Below are 25180 nucleotides of genomic sequence, written 5' to 3' on the forward strand. Positions count from 1 at the left end.
ATCGCTGTCCCTGGTCGGGCAGCCGACACCGATCCGCCCCAGCAGCTCACCTGCGGAAAGTAACTCAAGATCACTATGGTTGCCGATTTCCGTCGTATCGTGGCCGACCCCCGAACGGACTTGGCCTGAGCGTGGCCTCGGGACTTTGGGCCCGATCAAACGCGCCGACGCCGCCCTCCCATCAGAGCTTCTGATATCGATATCAGACGCTAACCTCGATCTGATGAGAGCTACCGCGTCGCCGTTGGGCAGACTCGGAACTGGTAGCCGCCGGCAGGTGAGCACCCCCTCGATCTGGACCGAGAGTCCTAGCGAAAGACCGTGCCTCTGCCGGTAACGGGGCGAGTTGATCGCTGAGGGGATGTCGTGTCCGCCACCAGGGCGTGAGCGCTGACTCATTAGGTTGCTGATGGTTCTCCCGACTGGCTGCCGAAGGCGAACGACAGGCGAAGACGGGAGATGCGGAGCTGTTTGTCGGGGCGCCGCGGCGATTGAGGAACAGCGCCGGGGCGTCGGCACCGGGCCAGGAGGCGCGGTCGGTGCGCCACCCGGTGATGGAGGTCCGCGCGGTGCCGTCCAGGAGCGGGATCTCGCGGGAGGTCTCGCCCTTGCCGGAGCGGACGATGACCTTGCCTTTGCGCGCCGAGAGCGGGACGTCGTCCAGAGCGACGAGCTCGGCGATCCGGACGCCGGAGTAGAACAGCAGCCGGCCGATGGCGCGGTCGCGGGCGAGGGGGCGGCGTTCGACGGCGCGCAGGTAGCGCTTCTGCGGGCGGGCGTCCAGGGCGCGGGGCGCGAGCTTGGGGGCGTCGTCGCGGCGGACGACGGCGGGGCCGGGTCCGAGCTGGGTGAAGAAGTGGTCCAACGCGGTGAGGTGGGCGTTGACGGTATTCGACGCGCGGCGCAGCACAGTCTTCATGTGGGTCTTGTAGTCGCGGCTGGGGCATCACGATTTGATTACCTAATGTAGTCACACGATAACTATCTGTGATTGAGTGGCGGCGTCCTGGTGAAGGCCCGTTAGCCGACGGCCTTCCCGCCGCCGACAGATGGCAGGAGCCCCCATGAGAACTCACCTCCCGCTCGTCGCCCTGGCCGCCGGGTGCACCCTGGCCGGCCTGCTGGGCACGGCCATCCCCGCCCATGCCGCCACCGGCGAAGTCGTGGTCTTCTCCACCGAGTTCCAACCGCTGGGCATCTACACCGACCCCACCGGCTGCACCAAGCTGCCCATCGCCGCCCACTCCCTGGACAACCAGACCGACGCCCCCGTCGTCGTGTACGCCGACCCGTTCTGCCTCATCCCGGGCATCACGGTCCAGCCCGGCTATGGCGCGCACCTTACGCCGGGTTCCGGAAGCTTCTCGGTGAACTAAGGCCACGGCCGCTGCCGACCACATTGGAGCACCAGGGTGCTGAGACGCCAGCGCGGTCTCGGCACACGATCTGCGCATCGTGGTGCCAATACGCGAGATGAGCACAGAAGGGCCACGACGCGAGGGTCGATGCCTTCGTGCGCGAACTCCGGGCGGTGGCGGCGTCGTCTCCTGGTAAGGGCATAGTGGCGGATCGGTCGTTGCCGGGAGGAGGACATGTAAATACGGTGAGTGACAGGTCGATTACGCAAAGTACAGACTACTGGGAGATCGCCAGTCGGCCCGCCCGGGAAGGAAGGACGATTTCGGTCTGCCTTTGCGCGACGTCCAGTCAAAGTCATCTCGTCTCAGGAGAGGAGCATTCGATGACCCGTTGGGTTCGCCTGGCCGCCGTAGCGGCGCTGGGAGCCGGGTTTGCGGCGGTTCCTGGTGCCGCACAAGCCGCGCCGGCCCCCGACTCGGTGGCACGACAGCAGCGCGCGGCACGCAGCGTCGCAGTCACGTTCAACAACACCACCAAGTGTGTGCTGACGCTGCGCGACAAGGAGCTGGACCACGGAATCTGGGTCACAGATCCCGCGCAGACGATTCAGCCCGGCGGCAGCGACAACTTCGAGACCGAGTCCGACGGATTCATGACCGGCACCGAGGCCGCGGTGAACTACCTGGCCAGCAACTGCACCCAGTCAGGCAAGCGGATCCGCTTCCACTGGGACAACCCCTACACGGGACGCAACAGCTACGACTGGGACCAGACCGACCAGGTCTTCGACACCGACTACACCGGTGGTAACGGCAACAACGCCTCCGTGACCGCCACGGTCTCGGCACCCGACTGATCCGCCGGCCTACCGGCTCTCACCCAGACAGATCACCGACCCGGTCCCGCAGCGGCGATCCCCCGCGGCCTGTTCTGGAGCCTCCTACCGGCCAGGTCAGGCCGCCGGGGACGGACCGCGCCCTCCCGGGGGCCGGTCCGGGTCGCGGCAAGGCCGGCCTCCCTGTGATCCTTCATTCCCAAGGAGTGCGCTGTGACGACAGCCGACCAGACCTACGACGCCTCCCAGCCCTCCGGCACCACGCTCAAGCCGGGCGGCATCTACCTGATCAAACAGGCCGACGGGAACAACGTGCGGGTGTACCGGCCCGAGCTGCCCAAGTGCCTACTCGACCTGGCCGCCAAGCCCGAGGCCGCCAACTACTTCCACCTGATGCCGATCAACAGCGCACGCACCACCTACTGGATCGTCAACGTCAACCGGGGCGAGCTGGTGATGCCTGAAAACCTCAGCAGCGCCGCGGACACGAACCTTGTGATCGAAACCTCCGGCCAGCAGCGAGCCTGGGCGGCCAACACCCTCACCCACTGGGGCATCGTCGGCAACGGCGTCGGCTACGAGATCACCAACGCAAGCACCAGCCTGTACGCTCGCCGCAAGAAGGCGGGCGACCCGCCGCTGGTCGTCGGGGACGACGATGAAACCCTGGCCCGGTTCACTCTCCAAAGGGTCAATCACCTGCCCAAGGTCGAGAACTTGGCCCACATCGACACCGACCCGTCCCAGATCGGTGACGTGGACCGGCTCAAGGGCTTCCAGCAGCCCAGGATGCGCACCGACGAGGTCCTCATCGGCCAGGTCGCCATCCCCTACCTGGCAATAAACGAGCCCGGTAAGGACACCACCTGGCAGGCCAAGCACAGCCCGTACTACATCGTTCGGCGCTACGGCTACTGGCAGCAGGTGCTGTACTACGAGCACGCCGGTAACAGCAACTACACCAAGACCGAAGAGGCCTACATTGGGCTGACCACTCGCAACGCGCAGGTGGTCGAGGAGACCACCAACATCCGCGTCAGCCTCGACCTCGCGTTCTCCTACGAGGGATTCTCCTCCGCGGTCAGCTCCTCCTACGAACACGAGCTGAAGGTCACCACCACCTCCGAAGAAGTCAGGGAGCAGTGGAAGAAGGTGGCCGTCAGCCGGGACTTCAAAAACGACGGGAAGCGTGTCGCCCTGTGCGTTTGGTTCCGCGGAGATCACTACACCGTCCACCGGATCGATTCGGCCGAAACCTTGATCGCCGACTGGCGCACCCTTACCGAGACTGGCCATATCGACGACGGATGGCCAAAGAACTGACTCATCCCGGCCTCGATGTCGACACGCCGTTCTCGACGGCGGCAAGGTCGTCATCAAGACCTGCGACGGGTCAGCTGCCCAGGACTGGTCCCGTCGACTGGAGGAGACCGGGTCCAGCCACGTCACCGGCTGGGCCGCCTTCCGCCCCCGCAACAACCCCAAGCTCGCCCTGACGCTGGGCACCTACATGGGCCCTGGAAGCTGGGACACCCTCTACCTCAACCGCGACCAAGACTTCTCCGACCGCCTCTGGCGCTTCCTGCGCGAGGGGGAAACCTGGTAACCCCTCCGCCAGGCCCAAGCGACGGTGGCCAGACGAGGCCTGCCCGCGACGCCCCTCGGCTGTAGGGCCGGAACGGGTGGGTGGCCGCCATCGCCTCACGCAGCCGGCCGGGATCGGGGTGCTGGCTGACGAAGGACCTGTTCTCGATGGTGTTGGCCGCGCAGCGCAGTTCGCCGAGCACGTAGCCGGCCTCGCCACGCGCCAGGGCTTCGGCGTCGGCGGCAGTCACCATGAGGTCCGGGGAGAACCAGCGGGCGCCGCTCCACCGGGGCGGCCCCGCTGGGAACTCCAGGCGGTGGTCACCAGCGGGCCGCCCGCCGAGGTCAAGGGCCACCTGGTGGGATCCGCTGCCCCAGCAGCGTGTCCGGCTCTGGTTGGACCCATCGGGCGCGGGCACCGAGACCGTGCGGGGGTCGGTGACGACGGGCTCCGACGGCGGCTTCGCGCTACGCAGGAAGGTGCCGTCGACGGGCGACTGGCAGGTCCGCTTCGACTCGCAGACCCCGGCGCAGCGCCGGTCGTGCAAGTCGCCGGTCCGCAGGCTCACCACGACCTGAGCCGCGCGTCGGTGCGGAGCAACGAGGACGGCGGGACCGACACGCCCGCGCTGACGGCGCGCCGGGGCCGCGCCACGGACATCAGGGGCCGTAGCACGCGACCACGCCCGTGAGGGCCGTGGCGATCCCGCGCCTGTCGGCCTCCGGCATCGCCTCGCCAAGGACGTCCAGCCGCGCGCAGATCTCCTCGTGCACCTTCGTGCAGAGCCGGGCGCCCTCGTCGGTGAGGGAGATCCGGCAGGCGCGGCGATCCCGGGGGTGGCTGACCCGCGTCACGAGCCCGCGCCGCTCCACCCGGTCCACGAGCCCGGTGAGGCCCGACTTCTCCAGATGGAGGAGGCGGCTGAGCTCGGTCATGCCGATCGGGCCGCCGGCCAGCACGCACAGCAACTGTGCCTGCTGCGGGGTGACGCCGTGTTCCCGGCCTACGTCGGCGAAGACGTACTGCACCACGTGGGGACATGCGCACCAGCGCGGCGGCGAACGTCAGCTCCGTGCCCTCCGTGCCCTCCGTGCCCTCCTGGGCCGGCTGGGGGACATGCACGGCAGACGGCTTGGCGGGTCTCCTGATGCTCCCCGGCATGCTGGCCATCGTCCCGGCCGGTGCGGCCGTCGGCCGCATCTCGGCGTCCCTCGGTCCGCGAGGGCCGCTGGCGTGCGGGTTCGCACTGTTCGCCGTGGGGGCGGGGCTGATGGCGCTCGGCCATGCCTCGTACTGGCAGCACCTGGTGTTCTACGCGGTCGTGGGGGCGGGCTCCGGGCTCGTGATGGGGGGGGCGCTGCCCAAGCTGATCGCCGACATCGTGCCCCTGGCCCGGACCGGCACCGCCAACGGCATCAACAACATCGCCCGGACCGTGGGCAGCGTCATCGGCAGCCAGCTCGCCGCCGCGCTGATCGCGTCCTGCCGCACCCACAGGCCGCCGCCCTCACCGCGGACGTCGCGGACGCGGACTCGGGGGAGGAGCGCATGAGTGAGCACCTGTTCCGGGCGGCGGGCTGAGCCGCGCCTACCGGTTGCCGCGCACCTCCCTCACGAGTGCCGGGGCGGTACGCCACGCCGTACGGGGCGTGGGCTTCGACCTGGCAGAAGGCTCGTCCCTTGGGATCGTGGGCGAGTCGGGCGCCGGCAAGTCCACGCTGATCCGTCTCCTGCTCGGGCTGGAACGGGTCGACGCCGGCACGGTGCGCTACCGGGGCCGGGAGGTGCGGGACCGGTATCCCCACGAGTTCTCCGGCGGGCAGCGGCAGCGCATCGCCATCGCACGCGCGCTCGCGCCGCGCCCCCGCGTCATCGTCGGCGACGAGCCGGTCAGCGCGCTTCCCAGACGTCTCGATCGTCTCGATACGCGAGACATGGTTGCTAAACCGACAATGCATGTAGGAAATTAAGGATATGTCCGGATCTGTCGCCCTGACTTTCCGCCGCGTGGTCGACTACATGCGCGTGACCAGCAACCGCTGTCGCTGACGGCCGTCCCATCACCGCGGCGCCCGGCGGCCGCATGTCCGGCCGGACCGGCCCCATCCGGTTTCCGGCGCCCTTCCCCGCTCGGAACGAGGCTCGCGCCCGCTGACATGTCCGGATGGCGTCATCCCGGACCGGGCTGACCTCGACCGATTTCTCCTGCCCTGTTCCGTCCCGTGGCTTTCGCCTGCCCGGGAACTTCACGACACCGGAGAGGCCCGGGCCGTACACGGCTGCCCGGCCTCCGACACGAAAGATGGCACATGTCTGGTTCTACGTCTTCGCTTCGGCATGCGACCGCGGACATCGAGGAGCTGCGCGGGCAGTTCCGCCCGGTCTTCGAGAAGATCGCCGAGGGCAACCTGGAACGCGAGAAGGGCCGCGTCTTCCCCTACGAGCAGGTCAGGTGGCTGATCGAGGCGCGCTTCGGCGCCGTGCGCATCCCCCGCGAGCTGGGCGGGTTCGGCGCGTCGCTGTGGCAGACCTTCGACCTCCTGCGCGAGCTCGGCGCCGCCGACCCGAACGTGGCCCACGTGTGGCGCAACCATCTGGCGTTCGTGGAGGACCGTCTGAACGCCCCGCGTTCCGAGGCCACGGACGCCTGGATCGAGAGATTCCTGAACGGCGAGTTCGTCGGCGGCGGGTGGACCGAGGCCAACAACGGGACGTACGCCAACATCCAGACGAAGCTCGTTCCCGAGGGCGACCACTGGCTCCTGACCGGCGCGAAGTACTACGCCACCGGCAGCCTGTACGCCGACTGGCTGGACGTGCTCGCGGTCAACCCCGACGGAGTGCCCACCACCGCACTCGTGAAGGCGGACCAGCCCGGCGTGAGCCTGGTCGACGACTGGAGGGGATTCGGCCAGAAGACCACGGCGAGCGGCAGCGCGAACTACTCGCGGGCCCGGGTGGAGAGCGACCACCTCTTCCCCGCCACCGACCGCTTCGCCTACCAGGGGCTCTTCTACCAGACCGCGCTGCTGGCGATCCTCGCGGGCATCACCCAGGCGACGCTGCGCGACGGCATCGCGGCCCTGAAGGCCCGAAAGCGCAACTACGGGCACGGCCTCGCCCAGAGCGCCGGCGACGACCCGCAGTTGCTGCAGGTCGTCGGCAAGGTGTCCGCCGACGCGTTCGGCGCGCAGGCCGCGCTGTCGGCCTCGACCGCCACACTGGACGAGATCGCGCACGCTCGCATCGCCGGCGACGAAGAGGCGGTGAAGCGGGCGCTTCTCGACGGGCACGTCGCCACCACGCGCGCCCAACTGGTGATCATCGAGGCGGCGCTGCGGGCCACGACCGTCGTCTTCGACGCGCTCGGCTCCTCAGGCGTATCGGAGGACCTGCTGCTCGACCGCCACTGGCGCAACGCCCGCACGCTCGCCTCGCACAACCCGCGCGTCTACAAGGAACGCATCCTGGGCGACTGGCACGTGAACGACGCCGACCCGGCCAAGGTCTACGCCATCTCCGCCGGCCAGAGCGAGTAGGCGGAGGTCCATCGATGTCCGACGTACGCACGGGTCACGTCATCCTCGGGGTCAACGTCCTGGTGCTGGGCTACCTGCCGGCCGCCTGGCAGTCAGACCTCCTCCACAAGGACTCCTTCGTCGACGGCGAGTACTGGAAGACGATCGGCCGGGTGGCCGAGCGGGCCACCCTGGACGCCGTCTTCCTGGCCGACGCGCCGGCGCTGGGGAACCCGTCCTACGACGCCAACGCCGGCCGCCTGGAGCCGACGGTCAACTGGAGCCACGTCGCCGCGGCGACCGAGCGCGTCGGCCTGATCGCCACCGCCTCGACCACCCTGAACGATCCCTTCGACCTGGCCCAGCGGCTGCTGTCCCTCGACCACCTGTCCGGCGGGCGGGCCGGATGGAACATCGTCACCACGCGCGACACCTCGGCCGCCCGCAACTTCGGCCTGCCGGACATCCCCGACCGCGACGACCGGTACGACCGGGCGGCGGAGTTCGTCGACCTCGTCCTCGCGCTGTGGGAGTCGGCGCGGACCGGTGAAGAGGTGCACCACCACGGCGAGTTCTTCGACCTCGACGGGAGGCTGCGCGTCCCCCCGTCACGGCAGGGGCACCCGGTGCTGCTCCAGGCAGGAGGCTCGCCCAAGGGGCGGGCGCTCGCCGGCAGGCGGGCCGAAGGGGTGTTCGCCGCCGAGCTCACCAAGGAGGGGGCGATCACGCACTACCGCGAGGTGAAGCGGCACGCCGCCGACGCGGGCCGCTCGCCGGACTCCGTCAAGATCCTGCCCGGACTCCTGCTCAGCCTCGGCAGCACCGAGGAGGAGGCCAGGCGCCGCAGCGACGAGCTCCACGACCTCGGCCCGGCGTCCTACTCCGTCCAGTGGCTCTCCCAGGCGATCGGCTACGACGTCTCGCAGCTCGACCTCGACGCGAAGTTCCCCGAAGAGGTCCTCGCCGCGATCGTCGACCTCGCGTCCTCAGGAGGCAGCATCGGCTTCCGGCAGTCCATCCACGAGCAGATCCGCGCGACCGATCCGACCGTACGCGAGTACCTGCGGCAGACGAGATACACCGGTTCGGGCCACAGCGGGTTCGTCGGCACGCCCGAGCAGCTCGTGGACCACATCGAGGACTGGTACCGGTCCGGCGCGGTCGACGGGTTCAACCTCCAGCCCGACCTCCTCGCCGACGGCCTCGAAGTGATCGCCGACGAAGTCGTCCCGCTCCTGCGCAAGCGCGGCCTCTTCCGGCACGAATACACGACCGACACGCTCCGCGGGCACTTCCGGGCCGCCTCCGCCTGAGCCCCGCCGGCTCACGAGCACATGCCGGCACTCGACCACATCGGCACACCACCAGAAAGACCCGCACATGGGTGACAGCACCACCACCGAAACATCCACATATCTGGCCATCGGGCTTGGGGGAGACCACCTGGCCGCGTTGATCGCGGATCCCCGGCAGGCCTCCCGGCTCGACGGCACGGGGACGGCGTTCGTCGTCGCCGGCATCGACAGGATCGACGGGTCCGCGCCCGCCGGGGTGACCGTGGAACCCACGGTCGCCGCCGCGTTCCTCGCCGTGCACGCGCCGGGAACGGCGTTCCTCGCGGCCGCCGCCCCGCACCGGGACCACCCGTACAACCTGGCACGCCGGATCGCCTCGCTCGACCACCTGTCGCGCGGCAGGTCCGGCCTGATCCTCGGCGTCCGCGACGGGTACGCGCCGGGGGACACGGCGTGGGGAGGCGCCGGGCTCACCGAGGGCGCGCCCCTGGGCGTCGGCACCACCCGCGACGTGGCCGTCGCCGTCCAGAAGCTCTGGCAGAGCTGGCCGCGGGAGTCGATCGTCGCCGACCGCGAGAGCCGGATCTTCGCGCGGGCCGAGCAGATCGTGCACGTCGACCACCGGGGAGTCTTCGACATCGCCGGGCCGCTCACCGTGCCGTCCACCGCGCAGGGCTCTCCCGTCCTGGCCTGGTACGCGGACTCGGTTCCCGCGGTGGCGGCGGCGGGGGAGGTGGCCGACCTGGTCGTGCTCGGGAGCGGCGCTCCGGAGCCGCCCGGCCCGGACCTGATCGCTCAGGCCGCCGGCGCGCTCGACGCGGCCCCGTCGTCCAGGTTCGCCGCCGACGGCCGTCGTCCGCTGCTGTTCGTGCAGGTAGCGGTCACCGGCGCGCGCGGCGCCGCCGACCTCGTCGCGGAGGCCGAGTCGGTGGCCGCCCGCCCGGGAGTGGACGGGATCCTCCTGAGGCCGGACGCGGACGTGGACGCCTCGGTCGTCGCCGACATCGTCCCGCGCCTCGCCGCCCTGGGGGTCGTGCGCCCATCGGAGGGGCCGACGCTGCGCGACCGTCTGGCCCTGCCGGAGCCCGCCCGTCTTCTCGACGGCGCCCGCCCGGTCTTCCCGGCTCCGCGGCCGCAGCCGCCGCTGGCGTTCACGCCCTCCTTCTGATCCTCCCTCCCCCCGGCGGGCCAGTCCCGCCGGGTTCCCCCAGCATGTGAAAGGACGGCATCGTGCTATCGAGAATGCGCGGCCGGCGGGCGGTCATCGGGGTCATCGCGCTCCTGGGCGCAATGGCTCTGGCCGCCTGCGGCGGCGGCGCGAACGGCGGGACCGCCGCCGGAGGGGCGCAGGGGAGCGGCACGCCCACGGCGGGCGGCACGCTCGTGAGCGGCCTGTATCTCGAACCCCTCGCCCTCGACCCGCACCGGCAGGGCTACTGGGAGACCTACCGCGTGTCGAGCAACATCTTCGAGGGCCTGGTCAAGGAGGACCTGTCCGACTCGAAGGGGCCGACGAAGCTCCTCCCGGCGCTCGCCACGGACTGGAAGGCGTCCGACGGCGGCAGGAAGTGGACCTTCACCCTGCGCGGCGGCGTCAAGTTCCACGACGGCTCCGCCTTCACCGCGGAGTCGGTGGACAAGAACGTCCGCCGGATCTCCGACCCGGGCTACGAGTTCTACGACAAGACGAGCGCGGCCAGGCTCGCGGCCTGGTTCGGCGACCTCGTGAAGGGCCGGGTCGTCGACGACCACACCTACGAGTTCGAGTTCTCCAAGCCCTTCCTCGGGTTGCCGAGGATCCTCGCCCAGTCGATGAGCACCCTCACCATCGGCAATCCGGCGACCTGGGAGAAGTACGGCAACGACGGATTCGCCGACCACCCCGGCGGCACCGGGCCGTACACGTTCGTCTCCCGGACGGTCGGGGACCGGATCGTCCTGAAGAGGAATCCGAACTACTGGGGCCCCAAGCCCTACCTGGACGAGCTCGTCTTCCGCGTCATCCCGAACAACCAGACGCGCCTGGCGACGCTGCTCAGCGGCGAGGCCGACGTCATCAGCTACGTCCAGCCCGAGGACGTGAGCACGCTGGAGTCCAGGGGATTCCAGGTGCCGGAGGGGCACGGCGCGGCCTTCCTCTACTTCACGTTCAACTTCAAGAACAAGGCCTTCCAGGACAAGCGCGTACGGCAGGCGGTCATCCAGGGCATCGACCGCGACACGCTGGCGAAGGAGGTCTACAACGGCAACGCGATCCCACTGCACTCCCTGGAGCCGCCGGGCAACGAGGCCTACGACCCGGACGCGCGTGACTTCGACTACGACCCCGAGGCGGCCAAAGCCCTGCTGAAGGAGGCCGGCTACGGCGAGGGCGGGCTGAGCTTCACCATCGTCGCCGACGTCGCCAACCAGAACCTGGCCGAGTGGCTGCAGAGCCGGCTCAAGGGCATCGGGGTGAACGTCAAGGTCGTCACCCTCGACCGCCCGAGCTACGTGGCCCGCGCCTTCGGCAAGCCGGAGCCGGACGACGGCCTGAGCATCGACGAGTACGGCGGCAGCTACGCCGAATGGCTCTACCAGGTCTACTACACGAACATCGCGGTCAAGGGCCTCGACCCGGCGGACTTCCCCGAGATCACCAAGGCCCTGGACAAGGCGCGGTACGCCACGGACCAGGACAAGCGGATCGAGCTGTGGAAGGAGGCCGACAAGAAGGCCCGCGAAGGCGCGATCGCCATTCCGGCGGTGTCGCTGACCAGGTACTACGCCCTGGGCCCGAACGTGCGGGGCTTCGTGTACGCGGCCACCAACTGGTATGACCTGACCAAGGTCTGGCTGGCGGGCTGAGGCCCGATCACGGCGATGGGAACCCTCAAGCACATCCTGTGGCGAGCGCTGAACATCGTCCCGGTGCTCCTCGTGGTGTCGGCCCTGACCTTCCTGGTCGGCCGGCTGACACCCGGGGACCCCATCGAGGCGCAGTTCGCGCGGGACCACACGCCGGAGCAGGTCGAGGCCATCCGCGCGTCGTACGGCCTCAGCCTGCCCCTGTGGCAGCAGTACGTGAAGTGGGTGAAGGACCTGTTCACGGCGGGCGGCGGGATGTCGATCGCGCAGAGCCGGCCGGTCTTCGACATCCTCCTGCCGAACTTCGCCAACACCCTGATCCTGACCGCGGCGGGCGTCGTGATCTGCGCCGTCCTGGGCGTCGCCATCGGGGTGGTCGCCGGGACCAACCACCGCCGGTTCCTGGACCGCTTCGCGATGCTGTTCGTCCAGACCGGCAGCAACCTGTCGGTCTACTGGTTCGGGCTGATCCTCATCTGGATCTTCTCCCTGCGGCTGGGCTGGCTCCCGGTGAGCGGCATGGAGTCCAGGAACGGCGGCGGCTTCGGCGACCTGCTGGCCCACCTGGTGTTGCCGGGCCTGTCGGCCGCGTTGATCTCGACGCTCGTGCTCGCCAGGTTCACCCGGCTCGGCATCATTCAGGAGTCGCACAGCGACTACGTCCGCACGTTCGCCTCCCAGGGGGTGCCGCGCCGGCGGCTGATCGGCAAGCACATCGGGCGCAACATCCTCCCGGCCGTGGTGAACATCATCGGCCTGGAGATCGGCACCCTGATCACGGGCGTGATCTTCGTGGAGAGCGTGTTCAACTGGCCCGGCATCGGCACGCAGCTCGTGAACGCGGTCAACGGGAAGGACTACCCGCTCATCCAGGGCGGGGTGGTCCTCGTGGCGCTCTGTTATCTCCTGGTCAACCTGCTCACCGACATCACGGTGGACGCTCTCAACCCACGGCTGAGGAGGTAGGCGCCAGTGGTTCTCACGGCAACTCCGAACACCCGGTCGCCGAACCCGCTCAAGGGGATGGCGCCGCGCCGGCGTCGCTCCCGCCTGCGGGTGAACACGCAGGTGGCGGTCGCGCTGCTCGTCATCGCCGGGTTCGTCCTCGTCGGCCTGCTCGCCCCCGTGCTGGCGCCGTACGACCCCGACCTCGCGGACGGCGGCGTCAAGTATCTGACGGTCGGCGCGCCGGGGCATCTCCTAGGGACCGACGAGCTGGGCCGGGACATCCTCAGCCGGCTGATCTGGGGAGGGCGCACCTCGCTGGTCGTCGCGCTCGCGGCGTCGCTGTCGTCGACCGTCGCCGGCAGCGTGCTCGCGCTCGTCGCCGGTTTCTCGGGCGACCGGGCCGCCGGCCTGATCATGCGGACGGTGGACGTCATGTTCGCCTTCCCGGTGATCATCATCGCGCTGGTCCTCGCGGTGATCCTCGGCCCCGGCACGCCCGTGGTCGTCCTGTCGATCGTGTTCTCCGCCGTGCCGTACGTCACCCGGGTGGTCTTCGCGGAGGTGAAGCTCCAGCGTGGCCGCGAGTACGTCGAGGCGGCGAGGTCGCTCGGCGCGGGGTTCTTCTCGATCCTGTTCCGCGAGGTGCTGCCGAACGTGCTCGCCCAGATCGTGGTGTACGGCACCGGCCTGGTCGGCGGGATGATCGTGTTCTCCTCCAGCCTCAGCGCGCTGGGCATCGGCGTGCAGCCGCCGACGGCGGACTGGGGCCGGATGATCTCCGAGGGCGCCAAGGTCATCATCACCGGGAACGTGTATCCCGCCCTGTTGCCGGGGCTCGTGGTCCTCGTCGTGGCCCTGGCCTTCAACTGGCTCGGAGACGGCCTGCGCGACGTCTTCGACCCCCGTCGAAGGAGGGCGGGACGATGACCGGCGCACTGCTGAGCGTGCGGGAGCTGTCGGTCGAGTTCGGCCGCGGACCCGCGGCCGAGCGCGTGGTGGACGAGGTCACCTTCGACGTCCGGCCCGGCGAGACGTTCGCGATCGTCGGAGAGTCCGGCGCCGGGAAGAGCCTGACGGCCTCGGCGATCCTGGGCCTGCTGCCGGACGACGCGGTGGTGACGTCGGGGTCGATCTCCCTGTACGGCGAGGAGGTGCTCACCGCCACCCGGTCGTCGGTCACCAGGTTCCGCGGCTCGAAGATCGGCATGATCTTCCAGAACCCCCTCGCCTCCCTCGACCCGTCGTTCCGGATCGGCAGCCAGCTGAAGGAGATCATCGGGCTGCACCGCCCGGCCGCGGGGAAGCGGGAGCGGCACGAGATCGCCGAGACGTGGCTGGGCAACGTCGGGATCGACGACGCGGCCCGGGTGCTGTCCGCCTACCCCCACGAGCTCAGCGGGGGAATGCGGCAGCGGGTGATGATCGCGCTGGCGAGCCTGTCCGGCCCGGCTCTGCTGATCGCGGACGAGCCGACCACCGCGCTCGACGCGGTCGTCCAGAAGCAGATCCTCGACCTGCTCAGGAGCGTGACGGGGGAGACGGGCGGCTCGCTGCTCCTCATCACCCACGACTTCGGGGTGGTGTCGTACGCCGCAGACCGGGTCGCGGTGATGAAGGGCGGCCGGATCGTCGAGCAGGACCGGCGCGACCGCGTGCTCACCGCGCCGGCCGACTCCTACACCCGGTCGCTGATCCAGGCGGTCCCGGAGATCGGGGCCCGGTTCCGGCTGGCCGAGCGCGGCCTGCCCCGCCGCCTCGGCCAGGTCGCCGGAGACGGCCCGGAGAGCACGGCGTCCGAGCCCCGGGACGAGGGCTCGGACGCCGGCACCGCCCGGCCGCCGCTGGTGACCCTGCGGAACGTGACCAAGGAGTTCGTGGTCGGCGGCCTGGGGACCGGGCAGCGCAAGCGGCGCTTCAGGGCGGTCGGCGACGTGTCGCTGCGCGTCGAGCGAGGCGAGGTCTTCGGCCTCATCGGAGAGTCCGGCTCGGGCAAGTCGACGCTGTCGCGGCTCATCGGCGGCCTGCTGCGGGCGGACTCGGGTGAGATCGTCTTCGACGGCCGGGACATCGCGCGGCTGCCGAAGGCGGAGCTGCGGCGGCTGCGGCCGCGGTTCCAGTTCGTGTTCCAGGACGCGACGAGCTCCCTGAACCCCCGGGTGCCCGTCGGCGAGCAGATCAGCCGGCCGCTCCTGCGGTTCGGCAAGGCCGCCTCCCGCGCCGCGGGCAGGGCCCGGGCCGCCGAGGCGCTCGACCTCGTCGGGCTCCCGTCGTCGTACCTGCACCGATATCCGCACGAGCTGTCCGGCGGGCAGCGGCAGCGGATCGGCATCGCCCGCGCGCTCGCGCTGGAGCCGGACCTGCTGATCCTCGACGAGCCGACGTCGGCGCTGGACGTGTCCACCCAGGCGAACATCCTCAACCTGCTGCTGGACCTGAGGGAAGAGCTCGATCTCACCTACCTGTTCATCGGCCACAACCTGGCGATCGTCGAGTTCCTGTGCGACCGCGTCGGGGTTCTGGAGCAGGGAGTCCTCATCGAGACCTTCCGCGCCGAGGAGCTGTCCGCCGCCGGCCGCCATCCGGTGACCAGGGCGCTGCTCGACGCGGTGCTCCCGATGAGATCCACAGATGAGTCACGCGGCCGTACGGCCGCGGGAAAGGCAGACCCATGACCGAGACGTTGCGGGGCCCGGCGGTGGACGGCGGGCTGTTCCGGCGGGCGCTGGCGGCGCACGCCGCCGGGGTGGTGGTCATCACCGCGCAGCACGAGGGGATTCCGGCGGGACTGACGGCGACGTCGTTCTCCTCGGTCAGCCTCGCGCCGCCGCTGGTCTCCTTCTACGTGGACCACGGCTCCAGCACCTGGCCGTCGATGCGGTCGGCCGACCACTTCGCGGTGAACGTGCTGGCCGGCGATCAGGGCGAGCTGGCGGCCAGGTTCGCCCGCAAGGGCGCCGACCGGTTCGCCCCGCCCACCCGGTGGCGTCCCGGGCCGTTCGGAGCGCCCCTGCTCGCGGACGCGTCGGCGCACCTGATCTGCCGGCCGCACTCGGCGACGGACATCGGCGACCATGTGCTGGTGGTGGGCCTGGTCATCGAGGCGACGGTGCACGGCGCCGACGGTCCGTTGCTGTACCACCAGGGCCGGTTCGGCAGTTTCGTCCCGCACGACTGACCACAGCGTCTCTTGCGCCGAATGCCGGATTCTGGTAATTTCCTACTATGTCTGTAGGGAAAGTCTTGATTGTGCGGCACTATGTCGACCTCGCTCGGCTCGCCGCCAGCCTCTGTCGCCAGTCCTGACCTCTCCCGCCCTCGCCGGGCGACGGCGCCCGGCGGAGCGCGTTCCCTACGCCCCCCTCGTGGCAACCCCCCGTCCTCGGCGGCTGCCCGCACCTCTTGTCCCCGTCTCTCGTCGCGGTGCGAGACCGCCCGGCCGCCCGTCCCCCGCGCGAGCGCCGTGATCGCGCTCTGACCCGCGCCTTCACCCGCACCGTGCCCCCGAAGCGCGCCGGCTCTCCGCGTACGGCACGGCAGCCCTGCCTCCCCACGCACGACCGCAAGGAACTCCCATGAGTCTCATCGACCAGATACGCCCGCGTTCCGGCTCGGGCCGCTTCGAGGAATGGCGCGAGGCGGCCCTCAAGGTGGCCGACCGGCTGCGCGCCGACGCCGCCGAACGCGACATCGCCGGCGCCGACCCCGTCGCCGAGGTCGACCTGCTGCGCAGGTCCGGCCTGCTCGCCGTCCACCTCCCCGAGGAGCTGGGCGGGGGCGGCGCGACCTACGAGGAGGTCCTCAGGATCGTGCGCGTCCTTGCCACGGCCGACACCTCGGTCGCCCAGCTCGCGGCCTTCCACTTCCTGGGCAGCCGGGCCGGGCTCGGCGGCGGGCGCGCGCTCGCCGAGCGCTGGGCGAAGGGCATCGTCGAGGAGGGCCGGTTCGTGGCGGCCGTCGCCCAGGCCGCGTACGAGCCGCTGGTCGTCGCCAGGCCGGACGGCGACGGTTTCCTGCTGAGCGGTTCCAAGCCGTTCACCAGCGGCGCGGCGGTGGCGGACACGCTGATCGTGTGGGTGCGGTTCGGCGAGGGCGCGGTGGTCGGCGGCGTGGACGTGTCGGGGCTCGTCGGGCAGTTCGCGGTCCGCTCGCCCGCCGAGGGCATCGAGTTCCACGGCGACTGGGACAACATCGGCCAGCGGTTGACGGTCAGCGGCGGCACGACCCTCCGCGACGTCCGCGTGACGGCCGACGACCTGCTCGGCTACACGCACCCGGACACCCCTCCGACGCCCCAGGAGACGCTCCAGGTCCCGCAGGGGCAGCTCGCCTACGGCAACCTCTACCTGGGCGCGGCCCTCGGCGCGCTGCACGAGGCGCTGGAGTACACCCGGACCAGGTCCCGGCCGTGGCTCACCTCCGGCGTCGCCGCGGCGACCGAGGATCCCCTGGTGGTCGAGCGGTACGGCCGGCTGTGGGTCCTCGCCGAGTCGGCGGTGGCACTCGCCGACAAGGCGGGGGAGTCGCTCCAGGCGGCCATCGACCGCGGCGGCGACCTCACCGAGGAGGAGCGCGGCCGGGTGGCCGTGGCCGCCTACCAGTCCAAGGTCCACTCGACCGAGGTGGCGCTCGAGGTCACCTCGCGGATCTTCGAGCTGACCGGGGCCCGCTCGACCGCCCGCGCGTACGGGCTGGACCGCCACTGGCGGAACGTCCGGACGCATACGCTGCACGACCCCGCCCACTACAAGCTGCTGGAAATCGGCCACTTCGCCCTCAACGGGCGGTCGCCCGAGCCGACCTACTACTCGTGACGGCGCGGAACGGAACGAGGGAGAAAATTGAGCCAGGACCCCAAGCGCCTCATCCTCAACGGATTCGCCATGACCGTGGTGGGTCACGTGTCCGCTGGGCTGTGGCGGCATCCGAGCGACCGGGCGAGCCGATACACCACGCTGTCGTACTGGACCGACCTCGCCAGGCTCCTGGAGTCGGGCGGGTTCGACGCGCTGTTCCTCGCCGACGCACTCGGCCACCTCGACGTCTTCGGCGGCACGCCCGACGCGTCGCTGCGCAACGCGGCGCAGTCGCCGGTGAACGACCCGCTGCTGCTGGTGTCGGCGATGGCGGCGGCCACCCGGAACCTCGGCTTCGGCATCACCGTGTCCACGACGTACGAGCAGCCGTACCTGCTGGCGCGCAAGTTCACCACCCTCGACCACATCACGGACGGCCGCATCGCCTGGAACGTGGTCACCTCGGTGCTGGACAGCGCCGCCCGCAACCTCGGCCTCGACCGGCAGATCGCGCATGACGAGCGGTACGACCGCGCGCAGGAGTTCCTCGACGTCGCCTACAAGCTGTGGGAGGGGTCGTGGGAGGATGACGCGGTCGTCCGCGACCGCGAACGCGGCGTCTACACCGACCCGGCCAAGGTGCATCCCATCGGGCACAAGGGGCGCTACTACACGGTGCCAGGCCCGCACCTGTCCGAGCCGTCCCCGCAACGGACCCCGGTCATCTTCCAGGCCGGCACGTCCCCCCGCGGACGGGAGTTCGCCGCGCGCAACGCCGAGGTGGTCTTCCTCGGCGGGACGAACGCGGCGTCGATCCGCCGGGCGGTCACCGACATCAAGGAGCGCGCCGCGGCGCTCGGGCGCTGCCCCGAGGCCATCAAGTTCATCACCTCGGTGACCGTCGTCACCGGCCCGGACGACGAGTCGGCGCGGCGCAAGTACGAGGACTACCTTTCCTACACCAGCGTCGAGGCGGCGCTGGCCCTGTTCTCCGCGTGGACCGGGGTCGACTGGTCGCGCTACGACCTGGACCATCCGCTGGAGTACATCGAGACCGACGCCGGGCGCTCGGCCCTCGCCACGCTCACCGGCATCGACGCCGACCGCAGGTGGACGCTGAGGGACATCGCCGAGTACATCGGTGTCGGCGGCATCCACCCCAAGGTCGTGGGCGGGCCGCGCACAGTCGCCGACCGGCTCGAGTCGTTCGCCGACGAGGCCCGAATCGACGGGTACAACCTCGGCTACGCCGTCAGCCCCGGCACGTTCGAGGACTTCATCGAGCACGTCGTCCCGGAGCTGCGACGCAGGGGCCTGGTGCGGGAGGCGTACCCGCCCGGGGTCTTCCGGGAGAAACTCCAGGGCGCCGGCAGGCGCAGGCTCGGCGACGACCACCCCGGCGCCGCCTTCCGCCGCGTGGGGGTGCCGGCATGAGCATCCGGATCCACTGGTATCTGCCCACCAACGGGGACAACCGCGACATCGTCGGCTCCGGCGACCGCTCGGAGAAGACGCTCGGCGCCGTCGCCGACGGCTTCCGGGCGCCGAGTGTCGACTACCTCGGCCAGATCGCCAGGTCGGCGGAGCAGCTCGGCTACGAGGCCGTGCTCACCCCCACCGGTCTGTGGTGCGAGGACGCATGGATCACCACGGCCGCGCTGACCCAGGTGACGAAGCGGCTGAAGTTCCTGGTCGCGTTCCGGCCCGGGCTGGTCTCGCCCACCCTCGCCGCGCACCAGGCCGCCACGTTCCAGCGCGTCTCCGGCGGCCGTCTGCTGCTCAACGTCGTGACCGGCGGGGACTCCGCCGAGCAGCGGCGCTTCGGCGACCACCTGGACCACGACCAGCGCTACGCCCGCACCGACGAGTTCCTCGCGGTGCTGCGCGGGGTCACCGGCCTGCCGCCGGGCGAGACGTTCAGCTTCGCGGGCGAGCACTTCCGGATCGAGGACGCGCGCGTCGACGCCGGGCCCTGGGGACGCCCGGAGATCTTCTTCGGCGGCGCGAGCCCGGCCGCGGAGCGGGTGGCGGCCCGGCAGGCCGACGTCTACCTCGCCTGGGGCGAGCGGCCCGACCAGATCGCCGAGCGTCTCGAGCGGATGCGCAAACTCGCCGCGGCCGAGGGGCGCGAGCTGCGCTTCGGCATCCGGCTGCACGTCATCAGCAGGGACACCTCCGGGCAGGCGTGGGCGGAGGCCGACCGGCTGCTGTCCAGGATCAGCCCCGAGCGGATCGCCGCGTTGCAGAAGGACTTCGCGACCAGCGAGTCGGTGGGCCAGCGGCGCATGTTCGAACTCCACGGCGGCGACCCGGGCAGGCTCGAGGTCTATCCGAACCTGTGGGCCGGCTACGGCCTGGTGCGCGGTGGCGCGGGCACCGCCCTGGTCGGCAGCCACGAGGAGGTCGCCGACCGGATCGAGGAGTATCACGCGCTCGGCCTGGACCACTTCATCCTCTCGGGCCAGCCCCACCTGGAGGAGGCGTACTGGTTCGCCGAGGGCGCCGGCGCCGTGCTCCGGTCCCGGGGACTGCTGGCGTCCCCGACGGCGGACGACCCCGCCCGTCCGACTCTGTGAAGAACTCCGTGCGAAAGACAACCATCATGAAGAAGACGCTCCGCGAACGCCGGCCGCTCCTGTCCCTGCTCGCCGCGTCCGCGTGCGCCGCTCTGCTGGCCGCCTGCGCCGGCCCGGTTCCACCGGAGAACCCTGGCACGAACGGCGGCACGGGCGGCGGCGCGAGTGACGTGGCCGGGGCCCCCGCCGCCGGCGGCACGCTGCGCATCGCGTCGCTGCAGTCCGACCTCGACGCGCTCGACCCCCTCACCGGGTACAGCACCGACTCCTGGGAGATCATCCGGGCGCTCACCCGCCAGCTCGTCACCTACCCGGGCAGCGCCAAGGACATCAAGGACGACACCACGCTCGTGCCCGACCTGGCCAAGTCGTGGGACGTGAGCAAGGACGGCAAGACCTACACCTTCCACCTGCGCGACGGCATCAGATATTCGGGCTCGTCCACCCGCGAGATCGTGGCCGGCGACTTCGTCTACGCGATCAAGCGGTTCTGCGACCCGAACAAGCAGGTCGCCGCGATCAACTACTTCCAGCTCGCCTTCTCCGGCTTCCGCGACTACTGCGAGAAGTTCGCCAAGGTGCCCGCGGGGGACCCGGCCAAATCGAAGGCGTTCATCGACGGCCACGACATCGCGGGCGTCTCGGCGCCCGACGACAAGACCTTGGTGCTGCGCTCGGACACGAAGAACTACGACTTCCTCAGCATCCTGTCGATGAACTTCGTGTCGCCGCTGCCGGAGGAGGTCGTCTCCAAGTACGTCGGCGACTCGCTGGAGTTCCGCAAGAACTACCCCTCCAGCGGGCCCTACCAGATCGCCTCGTACGAGCCGGGGCGCAGCCTGGTGCTGAAGAAGGTCCCCGGCTACGACCACGCGGGCGACCCGGCGCGCAAGGCGTACGTCGACGAGATCGTCGTGGACTTCACCGCCAACAGCGAGGACGCGGTGGTGCAGAAGATCCAGTCCGGCGACGCCGACCTGTCGCTCTACCTCGACGTGCCGCCGCTGTCGACGATCCAGCAGTACCAGGCGCAAAACAGCCCCTACCTGCACTCCTCCGACAGCGGGGCGGCCAACTTCATCACGATCAACGCTCGCCCGGAGGCGACCTCGCCCGGCGCCGAGGCGCTGCGCAAGCTCAAGGTGCGGCAGGCCCTGGCGTACGCCGTGAACAAGGCCAACCTCGTGCAGGCGCAGGGCGGCAAGATCGCGGCCAGGCCTCTGGGGCAGATCATCACCTCGACGATCCTGGGCCACCAGGACTTCGACCCGTACCCGACGCCGGGCGACGCCGGCGACCCCGCGAAGGCCAAGCAGTTGCTCGCCGAGGCCGGGTATCCGAACGGGCTCAAGCTCGACGCCGTCTACCGCGTCAACGCGCAGTTCGAGACGATCGCCGTCACGCTGAAGGCCGACCTCGCGAAGGCCGGGATCGAGCTCAACCTCATCCCCGTCCCGCCCGCCCAGTCCAGCGCGTACCTGCAGGACCCGAAGAGCCGCTGGGACGTGTTCCTGAGCGCGTCCTTCGCGCCCGACTGGCAGGGGCCGAGCACGCGGATGCTGCTCGGGGGCTGGCTCGACTCCGACGCCGCGCCCTGCGGCACCGGCAACGTCCACGCCATCTGCTACGACAACCCGGAGCTGAACAAGCTGGCGGCGAAGGCGTTCCCCTCCGACGACCCGGGGCCCATCTGGGCCGAGGCCGACAGGCTGGTCTCCGCCGACCTCCCGTGGATCCCGCTGTTCGAGAAGCGCAAGGTCGCCATCACCTCCGACCGGGTGCGCAACTGGACCTGGTCGTCGCTGGCGACCCAGGCCGACATCACCAACATCGCCGTCGCCCCGGCACGCTAGGGAAGCGTCATGGCCCTGTTCTCCGTGGAGGATCTGCGCGTCACGTTCGGGCGGCGCGGACGGACGACCACCGCGGTCCGCGGCGTGTCGTTCGCCGTGGAGCCCGGCAGGACGCTGGCGCTCGTCGGCGAGTCGGGCTCCGGCAAGAGCGTCTCGCTGCTGGGCGCGACCGGGCTGCTGCCGAGCCGGGCCGAGGTGCGGGGAAGCGCCCTGTTCCGCGGCGCGGACCTCACCCGGCTGCCCCCGGCCCGGTTGCGGGCGATCAGAGGCAGGCACATCGGTTTCGTCTTCCAGGACCCGCTGAGCAACCTGCACCCGCTCAAGACCATCGGCGCCCAGATCGGCGAGGCCGTCACGGCCCACGAGCGGGTGGGGCGGGCGGCGCTGCGCCGGCGCGTGCTCGACCTGCTCGGCGAGGTGGGCATCAAGGACCCGGAACGCCGGATCGACGACCACCCTCACCGGTTCTCCGGGGGCATGCGCCAGCGCGCCATGATCGCCATGGCCATCGCGCTGAACCCGGAGCTGATCATCGCCGACGAGCCGACCACGGCGCTCGACGTCACCGTGCAGGCGTCGATCCTGAGACTGCTGCGGCGGCTCCAGGAGGCGCACGGCACCGCGCTGATCTTCGTCAGCCACGATCTGGCCGTGGTGTCCGACATCGCCGACGACGTCGTCGTCATGCGCGACGGCGAGGTGGTCGAGGCGGCGCCGGCGGCGGAGCTCTACGCCGCCCCCCGGCACGCGTACACACGCGAGCTGCTCGGCGCGGCCCGGCACGGGCGGGCTCTCGTACGGTCACCGGAGCCGCCCGGGCCCCGGGCGGAAAGTGCGCCGCTGCTGCGGGCGAGCGCGCTGCACATGAGCTACCGCGGGCCCGGGCGCAAGGAGTCGTTCACGGCGCTCACCGACGTGTCGTTGGACCTGCGGGAACGCGAGATCGTCGGGCTGGTGGGTGAGTCGGGGTCGGGGAAGTCCACGATCGGCAGGATCGTGGCGGGCCTGGCCCGGCCGACCGCCGGGTCGGTGTCGCTGCGCGGCGAGGTCTACAACGCGCCCGGTGACGTGCGGCTCCCGAAAAGCCTGCGCCCGGCCATCCAGGTCGTGTTCCAGGACCCCTACGGGAGCCTCAACCCGCGACGCACCGTCGCCGCCACGCTCGCCGAGCCCTTCGTGGTCAACACCGATCTGCCGGCCGCCGAGATCCGCGCCAGAGTCGAGGCGCTGGTGGCGCGGGTGGAACTGCCCCAGTCCGTGCTGCACCGGCTCCCGGCGCAGCTGTCGGGCGGGCAGCGGCAGCGCGTGGCCATCGCCCGCGCCGTCGCCCTGGAGCCCTCGGTCGTCGTGGCCGACGAGCCGGTCTCCGCGCTCGACATCACCACGCAGACGCAGATCGTCGCCCTCATCCGGCGGCTGCGCGCGGAGCTCGGGACGTCGTTCCTGTTCATCTCCCACGACCTGGGGGTGGTCGCCGACCTGTGCGAGCGGGTCGTCGTGCTCAACCAGGGCCGGGTGGTGGAGCAGGGCCCGGTCCACCGGGTGTTCGACGACCCCCGGGATCCGTACACCCGGGAACTGCTCGACTCGATCCCGGGGCGGGTGGCCCGTGTTTAGGGGGACACGTGTCTGAGGTCGTTGTCGCCGAGGCGTACGCCGAGGAGGGGGCCGTACGCCGGTTCCCGGTGGTGCGGGCGATCCTCGCCGAGCGCTCCGCCAGGACCGGGCTGATCCTGGTCGGTGTCGTCGTGCTGGCGGCGCTGCTCGCCCCGGTCGCGGCGGCGCTCACCGGGCACGGCCCGGACCAGCAGTTCCGGTCGGAGGCCCTGGCCGATAACGGGCTGCCGATCGGCCCGAGCGCCCACTTCCTGCTCGGCGCGGACGGGAACGGCCGCGACGTGCTGATCCGGACGCTGTACGGCGCGCGCGTCTCCCTGCTGGTGGGGATCCCGGCGACCACCCTCGCCCTCGTCGCCGGCACGGCGGTCGGCCTGGTCGCCGGGTTCTTCCCGGGCAGGACCGACCGGCTGCTGTCCCTGGGCACCGACGTCGCGCTGTCGTTCCCGTTCGTCGTGACCGCGCTCAGCCTGGTCGCGCTCAACCGGGGCGGCGACGGCGAGCCGGTCGTCGATCCGGTGCTGCTCGTCGTGCTGGTGATCTCGCTGTTCGCCTGGACCTACTTCGCCCGGCTCACCCGCGGGCTCGTCGTCGTGCTGCGCAACCGGCCGTTCGTGGAGGCCGCGCTCTCGATCGGCGTGAGCCGCCGCCGCCTGATCGTGCGGGAGATCCTGCCCAACGTGCTTCCGGTGGTCGCGGTCTACTGGGCCGTCCAGCTTCCCGTGAACATCCTCGCCGAGGCGACCCTGTCGTTCCTCGGGGTCGGCGTCCAGGCGCCCACGGCGAGCTGGGGCAACATGATCGCGGAGGCGCAGCGGTCGTCCCTCTATCAGGTGCAGCCGTGGTTCCTGCTGGGGCCCGGCATCGCCATGTTCGTCACCGTGCTGGGGTTCAACGCGATCGGCTCCGGCATCCGCAACGTCCTCGATCCCCAGGGGTAGCCGGCGATGAGAAGGCACATCGCGGGTCACGCGGCCCGCGCCCTCGCGACCCTGCTGGCCGTGCTGGTCATCACGTTCGCGATGACCCGGGTCGCCTACCGCAACCCCGCCGCGGTGCTCGCGCCCCGCAACGCCACCCAGGAGACCCTGGACGGCATCACGCGGGCGCTGCGCCTCGACGAGCCGTGGTATCTGCAGCTCTGGCACTACCTCTACCGGGGGCCGGACATCCAGGGCGCGCCGATGGGCCTGTTCAACTGGCCGCCCGCTCTCGGGTACTCGTTCAGGCAGCAGCGCCCGGTCACCGAGCTGATCCTTTCGAAGATCCCGGTGACGCTCTCGCTGGCGCTGGGCGCGCTCGTCATCTGGATGACGCTGTCGATCCTCTTCGGCGTGGCGGCGGCCAGGAGGCCGGACTCCTGGGTGGACCGGATCCTGTCCGCGTTGTCCTACGCGGGCCTGTCCGTCCCGACGTTCCTGACCGGGATCCTGCTGTCCTACTTCCTCTACTTCACGCTCTCGACGTACGGCATCAGGTGGTTCCCCGGCAGCGGCTACGTCGGCATCACCGAGGATCCCTTCGAGTGGGCCAGGCACCTCGCGCTGCCCTGGCTGACGATCGCCGTCGCCGAGATCGGGATCTTCCAGCGGGTCGTGCGGGCGAACATGCTCGACGCGCTCGGCTCCGACTACATCCGCACGGCGCGGGCCAAGGGCGTCACCGAGCGGAGGGTCCATTTCAGCCACGCGCTCAGCGCGGCGCTGAACCCGATCATCACCCTCGGCGGGCTGGAGCTGGCCGCGCTGATGGGCGGGGCCATCGTGACCGAGCAGATCTTCGGCCTCGACGGCGTCGGACGGCTCGCCGTCGAGGCGGCGGTCGGCGGGGACTTCCCCGTCGTCATCGGCACCACGATCCTCGCCGCGGCGATCTTCGTGCTCGCGACGTTCGCCGTCGACGTCGTCACCCGCCTGCGCGACCCCGCCGCCGACTGACCAAGCAAGGAGAAGAC

Annotated in this window: 23 protein-coding genes; 21 read left to right on the plus strand and 2 right to left on the minus strand. The window is 70.7% G+C overall.

Features of this window, described 5'->3' with window-relative positions; all coding sequences use genetic code 11:
* Positions 1-202 precede the first annotated feature (202 nt).
* Positions 203-919, minus strand: a complete 717-nt coding sequence (locus ABZ857_RS31300) for a tyrosine-type recombinase/integrase (protein ID WP_357049977.1) — start codon at positions 917-919, stop codon at positions 203-205.
* A gap of 145 nt (positions 920-1064) precedes the next feature.
* Between ABZ857_RS31300 and ABZ857_RS31305 the strand changes: the two genes are divergently transcribed.
* From ABZ857_RS31305 to ABZ857_RS31320, 4 genes are all read left to right on the plus strand, one after another.
* Complete coding sequence (locus tag ABZ857_RS31305) at positions 1065-1376, plus strand: hypothetical protein (protein WP_357049980.1); 312 nt, start codon at positions 1065-1067, stop codon at positions 1374-1376.
* A 365-nt stretch (positions 1377-1741) separates the two neighbouring features.
* On the plus strand, positions 1742-2215 hold the full coding sequence (locus ABZ857_RS31310) for an aegerolysin family protein (protein WP_357049983.1): 474 nt from the start codon (positions 1742-1744) through the stop codon (positions 2213-2215).
* Between the two features lie 192 nt (positions 2216-2407).
* The gene (locus tag ABZ857_RS31315) at positions 2408-3517 is read left to right on the plus strand and encodes a hypothetical protein (RefSeq protein ID WP_357049986.1); all 1110 of its coding nucleotides are present in this window, start codon (positions 2408-2410) and stop codon (positions 3515-3517) included.
* A 699-nt stretch (positions 3518-4216) separates the two neighbouring features.
* Positions 4217-4357 (plus strand): hypothetical protein, encoded by a 141-nt coding sequence (locus ABZ857_RS31320; RefSeq protein WP_357049989.1) that lies wholly within the window; start codon positions 4217-4219, stop codon positions 4355-4357.
* Positions 4358-4438: 81 nt separating this feature from the next.
* Here the strand turns inward: ABZ857_RS31320 and ABZ857_RS31325 are convergent, their stop codons facing one another.
* Positions 4439-4810, minus strand: coding sequence for a MarR family transcriptional regulator (locus tag ABZ857_RS31325; protein WP_357049992.1), 372 nt, complete (start codon positions 4808-4810; stop codon positions 4439-4441).
* 8 nt (positions 4811-4818) lie between these two features.
* On the opposite strand from ABZ857_RS31325, the gene ABZ857_RS31330 reads away from it, so the two are divergent.
* From ABZ857_RS31330 to ABZ857_RS31410, 17 genes are all read left to right on the plus strand, one after another.
* On the plus strand, positions 4819-5331 hold the full coding sequence (locus ABZ857_RS31330; protein WP_357049994.1) for an MFS transporter: 513 nt from the start codon (positions 4819-4821) through the stop codon (positions 5329-5331).
* A 97-nt stretch (positions 5332-5428) separates the two neighbouring features.
* A complete protein-coding gene (locus tag ABZ857_RS31335; RefSeq protein ID WP_357049997.1) occupies positions 5429-5749 on the plus strand; it encodes an ABC transporter ATP-binding protein in 321 nt (106 codons plus the stop codon).
* 339 nt (positions 5750-6088) lie between these two features.
* Positions 6089-7318: an acyl-CoA dehydrogenase family protein gene (locus tag ABZ857_RS31340; protein WP_357050000.1), complete on the plus strand. Its 1230-nt coding sequence runs from the start codon at positions 6089-6091 to the stop codon at positions 7316-7318.
* Positions 7319-7332: 14 nt separating this feature from the next.
* On the plus strand, positions 7333-8610 hold the full coding sequence (locus ABZ857_RS31345; protein ID WP_357050003.1) for an NtaA/DmoA family FMN-dependent monooxygenase: 1278 nt from the start codon (positions 7333-7335) through the stop codon (positions 8608-8610).
* 67 nt (positions 8611-8677) lie between these two features.
* Positions 8678-9760, plus strand: a complete 1083-nt coding sequence (locus ABZ857_RS31350) for an LLM class flavin-dependent oxidoreductase (protein ID WP_357050006.1) — start codon at positions 8678-8680, stop codon at positions 9758-9760.
* Positions 9761-9822: 62 nt separating this feature from the next.
* Positions 9823-11439, plus strand: coding sequence for an ABC transporter substrate-binding protein (locus ABZ857_RS31355; protein ID WP_357050009.1), 1617 nt, complete (start codon positions 9823-9825; stop codon positions 11437-11439).
* Between the two features lie 15 nt (positions 11440-11454).
* Positions 11455-12405, plus strand: coding sequence for an ABC transporter permease (locus ABZ857_RS31360; RefSeq protein WP_357050011.1), 951 nt, complete (start codon positions 11455-11457; stop codon positions 12403-12405).
* Positions 12406-12411: 6 nt separating this feature from the next.
* Positions 12412-13314, plus strand: a complete 903-nt coding sequence (locus ABZ857_RS31365) for an ABC transporter permease (RefSeq protein WP_357050014.1) — start codon at positions 12412-12414, stop codon at positions 13312-13314.
* The gene (locus ABZ857_RS31370) at positions 13311-15059 is read left to right on the plus strand and encodes an ABC transporter ATP-binding protein (protein WP_357050017.1); all 1749 of its coding nucleotides are present in this window, start codon (positions 13311-13313) and stop codon (positions 15057-15059) included. The genes ABZ857_RS31365 and ABZ857_RS31370 overlap by 4 nt, the downstream gene beginning before the upstream one ends.
* On the plus strand, positions 15056-15562 hold the full coding sequence (locus tag ABZ857_RS31375; RefSeq protein WP_357050020.1) for a flavin reductase family protein: 507 nt from the start codon (positions 15056-15058) through the stop codon (positions 15560-15562). Before ABZ857_RS31370 ends, ABZ857_RS31375 begins: the two co-directional genes overlap by 4 nt.
* Positions 15563-15959: 397 nt before the next feature.
* Positions 15960-17198: an acyl-CoA dehydrogenase family protein gene (locus tag ABZ857_RS31380; RefSeq protein WP_357050023.1), complete on the plus strand. Its 1239-nt coding sequence runs from the start codon at positions 15960-15962 to the stop codon at positions 17196-17198.
* Between the two features lie 27 nt (positions 17199-17225).
* Entirely contained in the window at positions 17226-18614 is a 1389-nt protein-coding gene (locus ABZ857_RS31385; protein WP_357050026.1) for an LLM class flavin-dependent oxidoreductase, read from the plus strand.
* A complete protein-coding gene (locus tag ABZ857_RS31390) occupies positions 18611-19756 on the plus strand; it encodes an LLM class flavin-dependent oxidoreductase (RefSeq protein ID WP_357050029.1) in 1146 nt (381 codons plus the stop codon). The genes ABZ857_RS31385 and ABZ857_RS31390 overlap by 4 nt, the downstream gene beginning before the upstream one ends.
* Positions 19757-19782: 26 nt before the next feature.
* Positions 19783-21609 carry an ABC transporter substrate-binding protein gene (locus ABZ857_RS31395; protein WP_357050032.1) on the plus strand — a complete coding sequence of 609 codons (1827 nt, stop codon included), beginning with the start codon at positions 19783-19785 and terminating at the stop codon, positions 21607-21609.
* Between the two features lie 9 nt (positions 21610-21618).
* A complete protein-coding gene (locus ABZ857_RS31400; protein WP_357050035.1) occupies positions 21619-23226 on the plus strand; it encodes an ABC transporter ATP-binding protein in 1608 nt (535 codons plus the stop codon).
* An 8-nt stretch (positions 23227-23234) separates the two neighbouring features.
* Entirely contained in the window at positions 23235-24167 is a 933-nt protein-coding gene (locus ABZ857_RS31405) for an ABC transporter permease (RefSeq protein ID WP_357050038.1), read from the plus strand.
* Between the two features lie 6 nt (positions 24168-24173).
* Entirely contained in the window at positions 24174-25163 is a 990-nt protein-coding gene (locus ABZ857_RS31410; protein WP_357050041.1) for an ABC transporter permease, read from the plus strand.
* Positions 25164-25180 lie beyond the last annotated feature (17 nt).

The sequence above is a fragment of the Microbispora sp. NPDC046933 genome (assembly GCF_040644635.1).
Lineage (GTDB): Bacteria > Actinomycetota > Actinomycetes > Streptosporangiales > Streptosporangiaceae > Microbispora.

Excerpts from the sequence above, each read along its gene's own strand:
- ABZ857_RS31300 (WP_357049977.1), bottom strand. The coding sequence starts at position 919 with ATGAAGACTGTGCTGCGCCGCGCGTCGAATACCGTCAACGCCCACCTC.
- ABZ857_RS31305 (WP_357049980.1), top strand. The coding sequence starts at position 1,065 with ATGAGAACTCACCTCCCGCTCGTCGCCCTGGCCGCCGGGTGCACCCTG.
- ABZ857_RS31310 (WP_357049983.1), top strand. The coding sequence starts at position 1,742 with ATGACCCGTTGGGTTCGCCTGGCCGCCGTAGCGGCGCTGGGAGCCGGG.
- ABZ857_RS31330 (WP_357049994.1), top strand. The coding sequence starts at position 4,819 with ATGCGCACCAGCGCGGCGGCGAACGTCAGCTCCGTGCCCTCCGTGCCC.
- ABZ857_RS31340 (WP_357050000.1), top strand. The coding sequence starts at position 6,089 with ATGTCTGGTTCTACGTCTTCGCTTCGGCATGCGACCGCGGACATCGAG.
- ABZ857_RS31345 (WP_357050003.1), top strand. The coding sequence starts at position 7,333 with ATGTCCGACGTACGCACGGGTCACGTCATCCTCGGGGTCAACGTCCTG.
- ABZ857_RS31350 (WP_357050006.1), top strand. The coding sequence starts at position 8,678 with ATGGGTGACAGCACCACCACCGAAACATCCACATATCTGGCCATCGGG.
- ABZ857_RS31360 (WP_357050011.1), top strand. The coding sequence starts at position 11,455 with ATGGGAACCCTCAAGCACATCCTGTGGCGAGCGCTGAACATCGTCCCG.
- ABZ857_RS31370 (WP_357050017.1), top strand. The coding sequence starts at position 13,311 with ATGACCGGCGCACTGCTGAGCGTGCGGGAGCTGTCGGTCGAGTTCGGC.
- ABZ857_RS31375 (WP_357050020.1), top strand. The coding sequence starts at position 15,056 with ATGACCGAGACGTTGCGGGGCCCGGCGGTGGACGGCGGGCTGTTCCGG.
- ABZ857_RS31380 (WP_357050023.1), top strand. The coding sequence starts at position 15,960 with ATGAGTCTCATCGACCAGATACGCCCGCGTTCCGGCTCGGGCCGCTTC.
- ABZ857_RS31390 (WP_357050029.1), top strand. The coding sequence starts at position 18,611 with ATGAGCATCCGGATCCACTGGTATCTGCCCACCAACGGGGACAACCGC.
- ABZ857_RS31395 (WP_357050032.1), top strand. The coding sequence starts at position 19,783 with ATGAAGAAGACGCTCCGCGAACGCCGGCCGCTCCTGTCCCTGCTCGCC.
- ABZ857_RS31400 (WP_357050035.1), top strand. The coding sequence starts at position 21,619 with ATGGCCCTGTTCTCCGTGGAGGATCTGCGCGTCACGTTCGGGCGGCGC.
- ABZ857_RS31410 (WP_357050041.1), top strand. The coding sequence starts at position 24,174 with ATGAGAAGGCACATCGCGGGTCACGCGGCCCGCGCCCTCGCGACCCTG.